The organism is Nocardia sp. NPDC019395, from assembly GCF_040632335.1.
Lineage (GTDB): Bacteria > Actinomycetota > Actinomycetes > Mycobacteriales > Mycobacteriaceae > Nocardia.
In genome coordinates, this window is the sequence record NZ_JBEYBT010000006.1 from 207,626 (window position 1) to 222,006 (window position 14,381).

At 67.1% G+C, this 14,381-nt stretch carries 13 protein-coding genes; 6 read left to right on the forward strand and 7 right to left on the reverse strand.

The features are described from left to right. The first annotated feature begins 47 nt into the window (after nt 1–47). The 3 genes from ABZ827_RS18055 (at nt 48) to ABZ827_RS18065 (ending at nt 3,183) form a co-directional block, all read left to right on the forward strand. Nucleotides 48–1,268, forward strand: a complete 1,221-nt coding sequence (locus tag ABZ827_RS18055; RefSeq protein WP_357237906.1) for a Rieske 2Fe-2S domain-containing protein — start codon at nt 48–50, stop codon at nt 1,266–1,268. 1 nt (nt 1,269) lies between these two features. After that, entirely contained in the window at nt 1,270–1,599 is a 330-nt protein-coding gene (locus tag ABZ827_RS18060; RefSeq protein ID WP_357237907.1) for a hypothetical protein, read from the forward strand. Nucleotides 1,600–1,761: 162 nt separating this feature from the next. Then, nucleotides 1,762–3,183, forward strand: coding sequence for a hypothetical protein (locus ABZ827_RS18065; RefSeq protein ID WP_357237908.1), 1,422 nt, complete (start codon nt 1,762–1,764; stop codon nt 3,181–3,183). 249 nt (nt 3,184–3,432) lie between these two features. Here ABZ827_RS18065 and rsgA read toward each other — a convergent pair whose 3' ends face one another. From rsgA to ABZ827_RS18095, 6 genes are all read right to left on the reverse strand, one after another. Continuing rightward, nucleotides 3,433–4,476 (reverse strand): ribosome small subunit-dependent GTPase A, encoded by a 1,044-nt coding sequence (gene rsgA, locus ABZ827_RS18070; protein ID WP_357237909.1) that lies wholly within the window; start codon nt 4,474–4,476, stop codon nt 3,433–3,435. A 522-nt stretch (nt 4,477–4,998) separates the two neighbouring features. Beyond that, the gene (locus tag ABZ827_RS18075; protein WP_357237910.1) at nt 4,999–6,051 is read right to left on the reverse strand and encodes an acyl-CoA dehydrogenase family protein; all 1,053 of its coding nucleotides are present in this window, start codon (nt 6,049–6,051) and stop codon (nt 4,999–5,001) included. 77 nt (nt 6,052–6,128) lie between these two features. Further along, a complete protein-coding gene (locus tag ABZ827_RS18080; RefSeq protein ID WP_357237911.1) occupies nt 6,129–7,163 on the reverse strand; it encodes an acyl-CoA dehydrogenase family protein in 1,035 nt (344 codons plus the stop codon). After that, a complete protein-coding gene (locus tag ABZ827_RS18085) occupies nt 7,160–8,299 on the reverse strand; it encodes an acyl-CoA dehydrogenase family protein (protein ID WP_357237912.1) in 1,140 nt (379 codons plus the stop codon). The genes ABZ827_RS18080 and ABZ827_RS18085 overlap by 4 nt, the downstream gene beginning before the upstream one ends. Continuing rightward, nucleotides 8,300–9,220: an enoyl-CoA hydratase gene (locus ABZ827_RS18090; protein WP_357237913.1), complete on the reverse strand. Its 921-nt coding sequence runs from the start codon at nt 9,218–9,220 to the stop codon at nt 8,300–8,302. It lies immediately after the preceding gene. Continuing rightward, a complete protein-coding gene (locus ABZ827_RS18095; protein WP_357237914.1) occupies nt 9,220–10,788 on the reverse strand; it encodes a FadD3 family acyl-CoA ligase in 1,569 nt (522 codons plus the stop codon). Before ABZ827_RS18095 ends, ABZ827_RS18090 begins: the two co-directional genes overlap by 1 nt. Before the next feature lie 216 nt (nt 10,789–11,004). Between ABZ827_RS18095 and ABZ827_RS18100 the strand changes: the two genes are divergently transcribed. After that, nucleotides 11,005–12,156, forward strand: a complete 1,152-nt coding sequence (locus ABZ827_RS18100; RefSeq protein ID WP_357238005.1) for an acyl-CoA dehydrogenase family protein — start codon at nt 11,005–11,007, stop codon at nt 12,154–12,156. Beyond that, complete coding sequence (locus ABZ827_RS18105) at nt 12,153–12,950, forward strand: SDR family oxidoreductase (protein WP_357237915.1); 798 nt, start codon at nt 12,153–12,155, stop codon at nt 12,948–12,950. Before ABZ827_RS18100 ends, ABZ827_RS18105 begins: the two co-directional genes overlap by 4 nt. 9 nt (nt 12,951–12,959) lie before the next feature. Here the strand turns inward: ABZ827_RS18105 and ABZ827_RS18110 are convergent, their stop codons facing one another. Further along, nucleotides 12,960–13,466 (reverse strand): nitroreductase/quinone reductase family protein, encoded by a 507-nt coding sequence (locus ABZ827_RS18110; protein WP_357237916.1) that lies wholly within the window; start codon nt 13,464–13,466, stop codon nt 12,960–12,962. 298 nt (nt 13,467–13,764) lie between these two features. Between ABZ827_RS18110 and ABZ827_RS18115 the strand changes: the two genes are divergently transcribed. Then, nucleotides 13,765–14,376 (forward strand): TetR/AcrR family transcriptional regulator, encoded by a 612-nt coding sequence (locus ABZ827_RS18115; RefSeq protein WP_357237917.1) that lies wholly within the window; start codon nt 13,765–13,767, stop codon nt 14,374–14,376. Nucleotides 14,377–14,381 lie beyond the last annotated feature (5 nt).

Consider the following 14,381-nt stretch of genomic DNA (forward strand, 5'->3'; position numbering starts at 1 on the left):
ACGCCAGTTTTGTAACGTGTTCTAGTACAGCAGGAGGAGGAATCGCGATGGCAGTAACCCCGGCAAGCGGTGGGGGCAAGGTACGGGAGCTCGACGTCGGATCGACCCCCGACCGGTACGCGCGCGGATGGCATTGCCTGGGCCTGGCGCAGAACTTCCGAGACGGCAAACCGCACTCGGTCCAGGCCTTCGGTACCAAACTCGTGATCTGGGCCGACAGCGCCGACGAACTGCACGTACTCGACGCGTACTGCCGCCATATGGGCGGTGACCTCAGCATGGGCGAGGTGAAGGGCGACGATATCGCCTGCCCGTTCCACGATTGGCGCTGGGGCGCGAGCGGCAAATGCACGTCCATTCCGTACGCCCGGCGAGTGCCGCCACTGGCCAAGACCCGGCGCTGGACCACCCTGGAACGCAACGGTCAGCTCTTCGTCTGGCACGACCACGAGCGCAACGAGCCGCCGCCCGAGGTGACGATCCCGTATATCGAGGGCCCCTATACCGATGCCGACGGCAATCCGGTGGAGGAACTCGACAGCGGCTGGACGCAGTGGACCTGGAACCAGCTGCTGATCGAAGGCGCGAATTGCCGCGAGATCATCGACAACGTCGTGGATATGGCGCACTTCTTCTATATCCACTACGCGTTCCCCACGTTCTTCAAGAATGTTTTCGAGGGGCATGTCGCCACTCAGTTCCTGGAGACCAAGGGTCGTCCCGACGTGGGGCTGGGCGCCAAGTACGCCGGTGATCAGCTGTTGAAATCGGAGGCTTCGTACTTCGGGCCCTCCTATATGATCAACCCGCTGGTCAACAGCTACGGCGGCTACGAGATCACGATCAACCTGATCAACTGCCACTATCCGGTGTCGCAGGATTCGTTCATGCTGCAGTGGGGCCTGACCGTCGAGAAGCCGAAGGGCCTCGACGACGAGACCGCGCAGAATCTCGCGCAGACCATGGCCGATTTCTTCGGCGACGGTTTCCTGCAGGACGTGGAGATCTGGAAACACAAGTCCAAGGTCGAGAATCCGCTGCTCTGCGAGGAAGACGGGCCCGTCTACCAGCTGCGACGCTGGTACGACCAGTTCTACGTCGACGTCGCGGACGTGACCGACAAGATGACCCAGCGTTTCGAGTTCGAGGTCGATACGACCAAGGCGAACGAGGCCTGGGAAGCCGAGGTCGAGGACAACCTGCGGCGCAAACGCGAGGAAGAGGCGGCTGCCGAGGCGTCCGCCGACCAAGCGGAGGCAGGAGTCTGACATGCCCAGCTGGGCGAAAGCACCCGACTTCGCCGACCAGCCCGCGCGGCGGGCCGAGGTGCGGGCCCAGACGGTCGTGGACCGCGAACGGTACCTGGAGGAGGGCCTGACACCGCTGCGGTGTCAGGCCTGCCATACCGAGGTGCTGGTTCGTAAGAGCAGCTCCCGGCAGACCTCGGTGCAATGGACCGGGAACCCCGCGACGCAATGTCCGGTATTCGCCGAACTCAGCGCCAAGGGGTACGGTCCGGGTCGCCCGGATACCTGTGAACGTTTGCAGAAGACCATCAAATGGGCCGTCGACGAGGGAGTTCTCGACGTCCCCGAGTAGTTCACCGGTGGTGGCGGACGTTCGGGCCGTGTGCTTCGTCAGTCTCATGACGACCGGCGCGCCGCTCGGCTGTTACCAGGGGGACTTCCCGGGCCGGGTGATATACCGATGTGCCCGGCCCGATTCGGTCCGAACTGGAACAAGTTCCAATAATATGCCGGCATGCGAATTGCCCGCTCCGCCTGCCGGCTGCTGCCGGTGCTCGCCGCCGCGCTCGCGCTGACCTCGATTCCGTCGAGTGCCCAAACCGGCTGGGGCCCGGTAGGTCCGGCGAACCCGCACCTCGGGCCGCTCGGCACCGCGACCATGCACGGTGACGCCGGATCCTCGGATGTGACTCCGCTGGCCGGGCCCGGTACGGGCTGGGTGGCACCATCCGGTGATCCGCTGGCGGCCGCCTGCCCGACCATCCTCCAGGGCTCGGACGATATGGTCGTCGCCCTGTGCACGGCAATTGCCGACCGCGCGCCCACCGTCTATCTGTTCGACCCCGCGAAGGGGCCTATCGGCCCACCGGCCGCGAAACTGAGTCTCACCAAAGGCAGCCTGCTCGGCGGCGTGTACGCCTATCTGGACAACGAGAACCGCCTGGTGGTCGTCGACGGGGAGCGGCGGTTGCTGCGGATCGCCCACGCCCGCGACGGGGCGGGCAAATGGAATCTGGCGGTTGCGGAGAACACCGACCTGACCGCGGCGATACCGGAGGGTGACGCGGTAACCGGTCTCGTACCGGACTGGTCGGGCAATGTCTGGTTCGCCACCGGGGCGGGACTGGTCGGCAAGGTCGGGCGCGGCGGTGCGGTGACCACCCACCGGCTGCCGGCCGGGGAGCGAGTGGCCAACAGTATTTCGGCGTCACCGGACGGCGTGGCCGTCGCGACCACCCACGCACTGTACGAATTCGCCGCGGGTGGATCCGGTGCGCCGCAAGTGAAATGGCGCGCTTCCTACGATCGCGGCCCGGCCCGGAAACCGGGCCAGCTCAGCTGGGGCACCGGTTCTACGCCGACCTACTTCGGGCCCGGCGACGGCACCGAGTACCTCACGATCGTCGACAACGCCGACAACCAGGTCCATCTGCTGGTCTACCGCGCCGGCACCGGCGAACTCGTCTGTAACCAACCGGTGCTCACCGAAGGCGGCCCCGGCAGCGAGAATTCTCCCATCGGTATCGGCCGCTCGGTGTTCGTGGCGAGCACCTACGGCTACCCGTACCCGACGGTGCCCGACGACGCGGGCCCCGCCGAACCCGCCATTGCGCCGTTCTCCGGCGGCATGACGCGGGTCGATATCGACGATCAGGGCTGTCACACCGTATGGGAAAACAATGTCCGCAGCGCCGCCGTACCGAAGCTGTCCGCCGCCGACGGCAATATCTACACCGTTCTCCGGCTCGGCCTCGGCCTGACCACACCCCTGGACGGCTACGCCTACGGCGTTATCGACCCCGCCACCGGTGATATCACCGAAAAACAACCGATGTCGGCCACGATCGTCGCCGACACTCTGCAGATGGCCGGCCTGACAACGACGAACGGCGAACTCTGGCAGGGCACCATCACCGGCATCATGCGCATCCGCTGACCCGCCCGGCTCATGCGTCCGTCCGTGGGGCCGGTACGACCTCGGGGTCGTCGAAGTAATGCAGATCCGAGGCGTCTACGGCGACTGCCGGATCCGCGTACGCCTCGGCGGTGCTCTTCCACGCTTCGAGGGTGGGTGATCGTAAGCCGGTCGAAACGGCTCACAGCGAGGCAAGCCCGCCCAGGGCGGTGGCCACGGGGAGTGACTCTCGCGCCACTGCCCTGGGCGGTCGCTACCAGCTATTCCGGTTCAGCGGGTGCCGCGTTCCCGGTACATGCGACGCTGCTGTTTGGCGATTCCGCGCCAGACTTGGGCGCGCTCGGCCTGCAGCCGCTTATCGGTGCGGGCCTGCAGCCACGCGTTCTCCCGGGCCAGTTTGCGGTAACTGTGCAGGCGGCGTGGGGTGAGGATGCCGGAATCGACGGCTGCGCGGACCGCGCAACCCGGTTCGCGGTCGTGTGCGCAATCGTCGAAGCGGCAATCGCGGGCCAGCTCCTCGATATCGCGGAAGGTCCGGCCGATACCTTCGGCGGCATCCCACACACCCACGCCGCGGAGGCCGGGGGTGTCGATGAGTGTGCCGCCGCCCGGGAGCGGGCGGAGTTCCCGGTGCACCGTGGTGTGCCGGCCCTTCTTGTCGGTGCCGCGCACCTGATTCGTGGCGAACACCTCCGCGCCCAGCAGGGCGTTGGCCAGTGTGGATTTGCCGGCGCCGGACGGCCCGAGCAGTGCGACGGTGCCGTCGAGTACGGCAGTCAGCACGTCGAGACCGGCGCCGGTTTCCGCGCTGACGGCCAGTACCGTCGCACCCGGGGCAACCGCGCGGACCTCGTCGAGTGGCAGGTGCTCCGCGGCGTCGGCCTTGGTCAGGACGACGACCGGCTGGGCGCTACCCTCCCAGACCAGGGCGAGCATTCGCTCGATACGCCCAAGATCCACATCGCCGTCGGCGGCTGTGCAGATCAGCACGATGTCGACATTGGCGGCGAGTACCTGGCTCTCGGAGCGACCCGAGACGGACGAGCGGGCGATCACCGAGCGGCGCGGCAGCAGCGCCCGCACATTCGATCGTGCGTCGAGTGATACCCAGTCGCCGGTGCACAGCCCACTGACCTCGGAATCCGACCGCGGGCAGATGGCACGGGCCGGGCCGGACGGGGTGACCACATCGCATTCGCCGCGGTCCATCCGCACGATCCGGGCCGGAACGAATCCGGGATCGATATGCGGCAGATAATCCTCGGCCAGGGAGTCGGTCCAGCCGTAGGGGATGAGCAGGTCGTAATCGACCATGATGAGAGATTCTTTCGTCGGGCGCCGAACCCGACCGGGTTCAGCGAGGGAGATTCGGGGTGGAGAACAGGCCGGCGACCGGCACGACCGGCCACGGCACGACAATCCGACCGACTGTCACGTTCTCCACCTCCCTCACGACTCGCTGTTGTCCACACATTGCCACCGTGCCGTCGGCCGTGCAATGAGTTTTCTGCCCTGGATGTCCGAAGCTGCCGTACCTTGTCCCACGGTTGCCCGTGGCCGGCGACCATGGGCGCAGCGAGTTCCCGCGATCGGGCAGGCTCGATCTGTGAATTCCGCGCAGCTGTGCCCGTTCCTCAGTTCAGGAGGCCCGAAATGGCAAACAACTCGGCGGCCCGAACCGGGTGGGGATCTCTCAGGGGTGCGCTCGATCTCGACACCGACTGGGACTCCGAGGAGACGAATGCGGCGCTGGCCGAGGATTTCTACTCCTGCCACAACGATCCTGCGGCAGGTCGGTCGAGGCCTGCTGTGACGCAGGACTGACGACGGTATCGGTCAGCCCTGGGCCACGGGTCGTTTCGGGGTGCCGAAGAGGTGGGCGTCGCCGTGGGCGCGTTTGAAGTAGAGGTGGGCGTCGTGTTCCCAGGTGATGGCGATACCGCCGTGTAGCTGGATGGTTTCGGCGGCGATCGTGGAGAACGCCTCGGAGCACTGGTTGCGGGCGACCCAGACATCTTCGGCGGCCGAATCCCTGTTCTCGGCGAGGGCGAAGGCGGCGGCCAGGGCGGTCGATTTCGCGGATTCGGCGAGGACGTACATATCGGCCATCCGGTGTTTGAGGGCCTGGAAACTGCCGATGACGCGGCCGAACTGTACCCGCGATTTGGTGTATTCGACCGTGGCCGCGAGGCAGTGCTCCGCGGCACCGACCTGCTCGTTCGCGAGTGCGGCCCAGGCGATCTGCCGGAGGCGTTCGATGGCCGGGCCCGCGTCGGCGGTGCCGAGACGCCGGGCGGGTGCGCCCGTGAAGGTGATTTCGGACAGTGCGCGGGACGGGTCCATGGCCGCCGTCTTCCGGCGTTCCACACCGGCCGCGGACGGGTCGACTTCGAACAGCCCGGCCTCGGTGACCACGATCAGCGTGTCGGCGATGGTGCCGTCGAGTACGTAGTGTGCGGTGCCGTCGAGGGTTTCCCCGTCGGCACGGACACCGAATTCGTCCCAGCCCGAGGCGGCGGCCCAGCCGAGGGCGAGGGTGCTGCTGCCCTCGGCGATACCGGGCAGCAGGCGGGCGCAGGCATCGCTGTCGCCGGACAGCAGCACCGCCTGCGCGCCCAGCACCGCCGAGCCGAGCATCGGAACATCGGCGAGGGTCCGGCCGAGTTCACCGACGACCAGCAGGGATTCGACCAGGCCGGCGCCGAAGCCGCCGTACTCCTCGGGAATCGCCAGCGCGGCCACCCCGACCTGCTCGCAAAGCTGCGCCCACAGCTGCGGGTCGTAACCCAGGTCGGTGTCCATGGCCTGCCGGATACCCGCCCGGGCATCGCGTTTGGCCAGCAGTCCGCGGACCGCCGACACCAGCTCCTGCTGTTCCTCGCTGATCATCTCTTCTCCCGTTTATCGCCGGACGGATTCCGGGGCAGCGCATCCGTCCGGCATCGGCCGCTGCCCAGATTCTGTTGTCAGGTGAGCGCGCCCGACGGATCCGTCGCGGGTCCGGTGCGCAATGCGTCGGCCACCCGGCCGCGGTGCAGGTCCGGGGTACCCCAGGCGCTACGCAGGGCGGTGACCCTGGTCAGCCACAACGACAAGTCGTATTCGGCGGTGTAGCCGATGGCGCCGTGTACCTGCAACGCGGTACGGGCCGCGCGGTAGGCGGCGTCGGCGCAGGCCACGGCCGCGGCGGAGATATCGCGGGAGCGATTGGCGGCCGCCGCGGTCAGCGCCGCCCGGTACAGCAGTGGTTCGGCGAGGTCGAGACCGATGAAGACATCGGCCAGTTTCTGCTTGATCGCCTGGAACTCACCGATCGGGCGGCCGAACTGTTTGCGCTGTTTGACGTACTCGGTCGACGCGTCGAGCAGCGCCTTACCCGCGCCGAGCAACTGCGCGGCGTTGGCGAGGGCGCCGAAATCGAAACCGGTGGTGGCGGCTTCGGCCACCTGGGGTCCCTCGGCGATCAGTTCGTCCGGCTCGATCACGAACAGCCGCCGGGCCGGATCGACCGAGCGCACCTGTTCGGCCACACGGCCCGTGCTCAGGCGTTCGCCCTCGGCCAGCAGTACGAGATCGACCCGGTCGGCGTCCACGGCGATCGCGCGACCACCGCGTCCGGCGAACCCGATGGTGGCCGACAGTGTTCCTTCCGCGATACCCGGCAGCCACCGGCTCGCCGGTCCGGGGTCGGTGGCGGCCAGCGATTGGAGGAGCGCGGGTATCGCGGCCGCCGATTCCACCAGCGGTCCGGGCGCCGCGGCCCGGCCCACCTCGACGAACGCGACCAGCTGGTCAAGTGGTTCGGCGCCCAGGCCACCGAACTCCTCGGTGATGGTCAGACCGAGTGCTCCGGCCGCGGCCAGCTGCTCGAGCAGCGCGCGACCCGGTGCGGGATCGTCGGCGCTCCACGCGCGCACCGCGATCGGGGTCGAACCGGACTCGAACAGTTTGCGAATACTTGCCCCGAAGTCCAGATGCTCCGGGCTGAGCGCGAATTTCATCGTCCGCCTCCCCTGGGTAGGCCGAGGAGCCGCTCGGCGATGATATTGCGTTGGATTTCGTTGGTACCGGCGTAGATCGGGCCGGACAGCGAGAACAGGTAGCCGTCGGTCCAGCGGCTCGCCTGCTCGGCCTCGGCGCCCAGCAGGTCGAGTGCGGTCTCGTGCATCGAGATATCGAGTTCGGACCAGAACACCTTGGTGATGGAGGATTCAGCGCCGAGTTTGCCGCCCTCGTTCAGCCGGGTGACGGTGCCGAAGGTGTGCAGGCGGTAGGCCTCGCTGCCGATCCAGGCGTCCACCACGGCGTCGCGGGCGGCGGTGCCGGTGTCACCGGTTCCGGTCCACAGGTCGATGAGCCGCTGGGCGGTCGCGCTGAACCGGCCGGGGCTGCGCAGTGAGAGGCCGCGTTCGTTGCTGGAGGTGCTCATCGCGACCCGCCAGCCTTCGTTCGGGGCGCCGATCACATCGCTGTCCGGGACGAAGACATCGTCGAGGAAGATCTCCGCGAAGCCGGGTTCACCGTCCAGTTGCGGGATCGGCCGGACGGTCACGCCTTCGGCAGTGAGCGGGAACATCAGATAGGTGAGACCGCGGTGCCGCTCGGCTTCGGGGTCGCTGCGGAACAGGCCGAAGGCCCAGTCCGCGAACGCCGCCCGCGAACTCCAGGTCTTCTGGCCGCTCAGCACCCAGCCGCCGTCGGCGCGGCGCGCGGTGGACCGGATACCGGCCAGATCGCTGCCCGCTTCGGGCTCGGACCAGGCCTGCGCCCAGATATCGTCGCCACGCGCCATCCGCGGCATGATCCGTTCCAGCTGTTCGGGTGTGCCGTGTTCGAACAATGTGGGCGCGAGCAGGAAGATACCGTTCTGGCTCACCCGGCCCGGTGCGCCCGCCGCGTAGTACTCCTGTTCGAACAGCACCCATTCCAGCAGGGAGGCATCGCGTCCGCCGAATTCCCGGGGCCAGGAGACCACCGAAAGCCGGGCGTCGGCCAGTGTGCGTTCCCATTCCCGATGGGCTTCGAACCCGGCGTCGGTATCCATCGAGGGCAGTGGTTCGGACGGCACATTCGCGGCCAGGAACTCACGGACCTCCCGCTGGAATTCCCGGGTGCTGTCGTCGAGATCGAGATCCATCTAGGCTTTCCCGTCGTTCGATTTCGCGTCGGCCGAACTTGCCTGCGCTTTCATGGATTTGGCGTTCATACCGCCGAGGGAATCGGCGCCGACCTCGGCGTTGTGCGCATGGGCGAAATGATGCAGGCCGAAAACCGAATCCATCCCCGTGCGCATACCCATCAGGTCTTCGGACTGGTTGACCGCTTTTTTGGTCAGCGCCAGGCCGAATTGCGGCATCGCCGAGATCTTCTCGGCCAGTTCCATGGTTTCGGTTTCCAGTTCCGCGCGCGGAACCACCCGGTTGACCATGCCCCATTCCTTGGCCTGTGCGGCGCCGAAACGGTCACCGGTGTACAGGAATTCCTTGGCGGCGCGTGGACCCATAACCCACGGATGCGCGAAGTATTCGACTCCCGGAATGCCCATGCGCACCACGGGATCGGAGAAGAACGCATCGTCGGAGGCGATGATCAGATCGCAGACCCAGGCCAGCATGAGCCCGCCCGCGATGCAGGCGCCCTGCACCATGGCGATGGTCGGTTTGGGGATCTCGCGCCAGCGGCGGCACATCCCCAGGTAGACCTCCATCTCCCGGGAGTAGCGCTGATCGCCGCCGGGGCGGTCCACATGGTCCCACCACAGAACGGCCTTGTTCGGGTATTTCACGTGATGGTCGCGGCCCGGGGTACCCAGATCGTGCCCGGCGCTGAAATGTTTCCCGTTACCCGCCAGCACGATAACCTTGACCTCGGGGTCTGCCACCGCGCGCTCGAACGCGGCGTCGATCGCATAGGTCATCACGGAGTTCTGCGCGTTCCGGTAATCCGGCCGGTTCAGCGTGACGACCGCGATGGCGCCCCGGCGCTCATAAGTCACCACATCGGGCTCGTACGGAATGCTCCCGTCCGCACCCGTGCTGTCGGCGGTATTGTCGGCCATTACGAATTCTCCTCACGTAGCTGGCGTTTGAGAACCTTGCCGGCGGCGTTGTAGGGCAGCTCGTCACGGAACTCGACGAAACGCGGCACCTTGAAATTGGCCAGCGTTTTGGTGGCATAGGAGAACACCTGGTCCTCGGTGAGCGATACGCCCGGTTTACGGACGACGAAAGCCTTACCGACCTCACCCATCCGGGCATCGGGGACCCCGATCACCGCGGATACGGCGACACCGTCGAGCCGGGCGAGGGTCTGTTCTATCTCAGCGGGATAGACGTTGAATCCACCGCTGACGTACATATCCTTCAGCCGGTCGGTGATCTTCAGATAGCCGCGTTCGTCGACCACCCCGATATCGCCGGTGTGCAGCCATCCGTCGGCGTCGACGGTTTCCGCGGTGCTCTCCGGATCGTCGAGATAACCGAGCATCACATTGGGTCCGCGCAGCAGCACTTCCCCCGCATCGCTCAACTTCAGTTCGAATCCGGCCATGGGGCGGCCGCTGGTCCCGGCGATGGTTTCGGCGTCGTCGTCGACCCGGCACATGGTGCCGAAGCCGGTGGACTCGGAGAGACCGTAGGCGGTGAGCACCACATCGAAATCCAGTTCCGCGCGCATCCGCTCGACCAGCACGACGGGTACCTGCGCCGCGCCGGTGATCGCGACGCGCAGACTGCTCAGATCGAATTCGCCGCGGTCCGGGAAATCCAGAATGGTCTGGTAGATGGTGGGCGGCCCGGGCAGTACGTTGATCTTCTCCTGATCGATCAGGCGCATGGTGGTCGGCACATCGAAAACGATCTGCGGCACCATGGTCGCCCCGGTCAGCAGGCAGGCGACGATGCCCGCCTTGTAGCCGAAGCTGTGGAAGAACGGGTTCACGATCAGGTAGTTGTCGGCACTGTCCAGGGTCGCGCATTCGGCCCACCCGCGGACGGCGGAGAGGGTCTGCCGGTGCGCGATGAGTACACCCTTGCTGCGGCCGGTGGTGCCCGAGGTGAACAGGATGTCGGACAGATCGTCACCGGTGATCGATTCGGCGCGCTCCCGGGCTTGCTCACGGGGTACCGACGCACCGGTTACGGCGAGATCGGACCAGTTCAGGGCGTCTTCGGGCCGATCCTGCGGGCCTTCGACCGGGAGTACCACGACAGTGTCGATCCGCAGGTCCGGCGCGGCCGCGCGCAATTCGGCGAGGCGGTCGCGCTTCAGGAATGTGCCGGCGATGAAGAGCGCCTTGGCGTCGACCCGGCGCAGCACATCGACCACTTCGTCCGCGACATAACGGGTGTTGAGCGGGACCAGTGTCGCCCCGGCGTAGTGCGCGCCCAGCGCGGCGACCACCCAGTGCCAGGTGTTGGGCGACCAGATCGCCACGCGGTCGCCGACCTGGATACCGCGGGCCAGCAGGGCCCGCGCTACGTCCTGGACCTGTTCGAGTAGTTCGGTCCAATCGAGCCGGACGGGCCCGTCGGCCAGCGCGGGCGCGGTGCCGAAGGTCTGGGCGGCGGCATGCAGTGCCGCGGGGGTGGTCTGTGCCACCGGCGGTATGTGCGCAGGGGTTGTCACGCGTGTCCTCATATCGTGCGGCCGTGTGCGGTGCGCGCGGTCTCGGAGCGGAGTCTACAAAGCAAGTGCTTGGTAGGTTATCCTACCGTCGTGGGTGCTATCCAGACCTCAGAATCCGGTACCGGTCGCGACGGCGGGCGGCAATCAGCCGAACCGGCCGCCGGGACGCGTGTCGCCGAGCCGCGTATCGCCGTCGAGCGGACCAGTGTCGCCGCGATGAGTGACGCCGAATTCGCCGCGCAGGTCCGCGGCTGGCTCGACGAACAGCTCAACGGCGAGTTCCGGGAGCTGCGCGGACTCGGGGGACCGGGCCGTGAACACGAGGCATTCGACGAACGCCTGGAATGGGACCGCGCCCTGGCCGCCGCGGGCTGGACCTGCCTCGGCTGGCCCGTCGAATACGGGGGCCGCGCGGCGAGCGTCGATCAGCAGATCATCTTCCACGAGGAATACGCCAAGGCGAACGCGCCGGCCCGCGTCTCCCATGTGGGTGAGGAACTACTCGGACCGACCCTGCTGGCCTTCGGCACCGACGCGCAGCGCGACCGGTTCCTGCCGGGTATCCGCACGGTCACCGAACTGTGGTGCCAGGGCTACTCCGAACCCGGCGCCGGATCCGATCTGGCCGCGGTGTCGACCTCGGCCCGGCTCGAGGGCGACCAATGGTCGATCAACGGGCAGAAGATCTGGACCTCCCTGGCCCACGTGGCGGACTGGTGTTTCGCGGTATGCCGCACCGAACCCGGTTCGAAGCGTCACAAAGGGCTGTCCTACCTGCTGGTTCCGATGGACCAGCCGGGTATCGAGGTCCGGCCCATCGTGCAGCTCACCGGAACCTCCGAATTCAACGAGGTGTTCTTCGACAATGCCCGCACCGAGGCCGATCTCGTCGTCGGTGAACCCGGTGACGGCTGGCGGGTCGCCATGGGCACCCTCAATGTCGAACGCGGGATCTCCACGCTCGGGCAGCAGATCCGCTTCGCCCGCGAACTGGCGGCCATCGAGGAGCTCGCCCGCAACTCGGGTGCGCTCGACGACCCGCTGCTGGCCGACAAGGTCGACCGGGCGTGGGTCGGCCTGCGGGTGCTGCGCGCACATGCCGTGCGCACGATGGCCGAGACCGCCGACGACGGTGGGCAGGCTTCGGTGGGCAAACTGCTCTGGGCCGATTGGCATCGTGGTCTCGGTGAACTCGCCATGGCGGTGCGCGGTGCCGCCGGCCTGGTCGCCGCCGACGGCGATCTCGACGAATGGCAGCGGCTGTACCTGTTCACCCGCGCCGATACGATCTACGGAGGTTCGAACGAAGTGCAGCGCAACATCATCTCCGAGCGGGTGCTCGGACTCCCCCGTGAGGCCCGGCAGTGAGCGGCCCGCTGTCGGTCGCCCCGCAGCAGACTCCCGGCCACGGACTGCTCACCGGACGCCGCGCCGTGGTCACCGCGGCCGCCGGAACCGGGATCGGATCCGCCACGGCCCGCAGGCTGCTGTCCGAAGGCGCCGATGTGGTGGTATCGGACTGGCACGAACGGCGCCTCGAGGCCACCCGGGCCGAACTGTCCGGTGAGTTCGCCGATCGCAAGGTGCACGCGATCGTCTGCGATGTCACCAGCACCGAACAGGTCGACGAACTGGTGCGCGGATCCGCTGCCGCGCTGGGCGGTGTCGATATCTTCGTCAACAACGCCGGGCTCGGCGGTGAGACGCCGGTGGTCGATATGACCGACGAACAGTGGGACCGTGTCCTGGACATCACGCTCAACGGCACATTCCGCTGCACCCGCGCCGCCCTGAACTACTTCCGGACCGCGGAACACGGTGGGGCGATCATCAACAACGCCAGTGTGCTCGGCTGGCGCGCCCAGTACGGTCAGGCCCACTATGCCGCGGCGAAGGCCGGGGTTATGGCGCTGACCAGGTGCAGCGCCGTGGAAGCGGCCGAACTGGGGGTCCGCATCAACGCGGTGTCGCCGAGTATCGCCCGCCATGCCTTCCTGGACAAGACCAGTTCCACCGAACTGCTCGACAGTCTCTCCGAACGCGAGGCATTCGGCCGGGCGGCCGAGCCGTGGGAAGTCGCGGCCACCATCGCGATGCTCGCCAGCGACTACACCACGTATCTCACCGGTGAGGTGGTCTCGATCAGCAGCCAGCGCGCGTAAGCGGCCGGCTCAGGCCTTGGTGAGTGCGAAGATGCGCAGATCGCGGGTGGTTCGCCCGCGGTAGGCGGAATACGCGCTCACCAGGTCGACGAAACGCTGGAAGATCTCCTCTTTCGCCGGTCCCTCGACCAGCGCGGCGGTTACGGGGATTCGCTCGCCCGCGATGGCGACGGTCGCCCGGGGCTCGGCGAGCAGGTTGGCGCTCCAGGCCGGGTGCCGGGTCTGCCCGAAATTACTGCCGATCACGTACAGGGTGTCGCCGCCGTGCACATACAGCAGCGGCTGGGTGCGCGGCTGTCCTGATCTACGGCCGGTGGTGGTGAGCAGGATCAGGGGTACTCCGACCGGACCCAGCACCGTGTACTTGGCGCCTGTCCGTTCCAGCAACCGGCGATCCAGCGGCGTCAGTGCGCGGATCACCCACGAGCCTGCTTTCGTGGCGGCGAACCTGTCCGCCACCTTGGACAGCGGGCTGTGCGGTGAACCCCACTGCCACTGCGGGAAAGGCGTCGTCATGAGCCGGAATATACCGGCGGCCGACGGATCCACCTCGTATCCGACCGGGATCGATCGGCCGGCGCTCCCGGCACGGCGGTGTGAGCCGTATCGCTATACCGGTCGAATGCCGGGGCGGGCGGAACCGGGCCCGGGTAGCGCGCGTCCAACTGATCGGAAAGTAGTGCCGAGGGCATTTCTTTCGAGATTCGGGCCCGGCGGGTCCGGCTCCGATTAGAGGGGGGAGCCGGAATCGCCGGGCTCGTTTCATATCCGGTCACCATGGACCCAAGCAAATGCTTGGTTGTATTATGGCGGGGTGACCGCACCCGACCCCTCGAAATCGGCCCGGCGAAACGAACTCCTCGACTTGGCGGCCGACCTGTTCGCCGAGCGGGGCGTGCGCGCCACCACGGTACGAGATATCGCCGACGCGGCAGGCATCCTCTCCGGCAGCCTCTACCACCATTTCTCCTCGAAAGAGGGGATGGTGGACGAGATCCTGCGCGGATTCCTGGACGACCTCTTCGGCCGCTACCGCGAGATCGTCACCGCCGGCCTGAGCGCCCGCGCCACCCTGGAGGCCCTGGTGCTGGCCTCCTACGAATCGTTCGACCGCTCCCATGCCGCGGTCGCCATCTACCAGTCCGAAGCCAAACGGTTGAGTTCGTCCGAACGGTTCGCCTACATCGGCGACTACAACCGCGAATTCAAGGACCTGTGGCGTCGCGTGCTCACCAACGGCGTCTCCGACGGCAGTTTCCGCGCCGAACTCGATATCGACCTTGCCTACCGCTTCCTGCGCGACACCGTCTGGGTGGCGGTCCGCTGGTACCAGCCGGGAGGCGGATCGGTCACCGTCGACACTCTCGCAAAGCAATACCTCACCATCGTGCTCGACGGGCTCACCGTGCCGGGCCACACCGATTAGGAGAC

Coding starts and splice junctions, on each gene's coding strand:
- ABZ827_RS18080 (WP_357237911.1), bottom strand. CDS start 7,163: ATGAAATTCGCGCTCAGCCCGGAGCATCTGGACTTCGGGGCAAGTATT.
- ABZ827_RS18085 (WP_357237912.1), bottom strand. CDS start 8,299: ATGGATCTCGATCTCGACGACAGCACCCGGGAATTCCAGCGGGAGGTC.
- ABZ827_RS18075 (WP_357237910.1), bottom strand. CDS start 6,051: ATGATCAGCGAGGAACAGCAGGAGCTGGTGTCGGCGGTCCGCGGACTG.
- rsgA (WP_357237909.1), bottom strand. CDS start 4,476: ATGGTCGATTACGACCTGCTCATCCCCTACGGCTGGACCGACTCCCTG.
- ABZ827_RS18090 (WP_357237913.1), bottom strand. CDS start 9,220: ATGGCCGACAATACCGCCGACAGCACGGGTGCGGACGGGAGCATTCCG.
- ABZ827_RS18065 (WP_357237908.1), top strand. CDS start 1,762: ATGCGAATTGCCCGCTCCGCCTGCCGGCTGCTGCCGGTGCTCGCCGCC.
- ABZ827_RS18100 (WP_357238005.1), top strand. CDS start 11,005: ATGAGTGACGCCGAATTCGCCGCGCAGGTCCGCGGCTGGCTCGACGAA.
- ABZ827_RS18110 (WP_357237916.1), bottom strand. CDS start 13,466: ATGACGACGCCTTTCCCGCAGTGGCAGTGGGGTTCACCGCACAGCCCG.
- ABZ827_RS18060 (WP_357237907.1), top strand. CDS start 1,270: ATGCCCAGCTGGGCGAAAGCACCCGACTTCGCCGACCAGCCCGCGCGG.
- ABZ827_RS18055 (WP_357237906.1), top strand. CDS start 48: ATGGCAGTAACCCCGGCAAGCGGTGGGGGCAAGGTACGGGAGCTCGAC.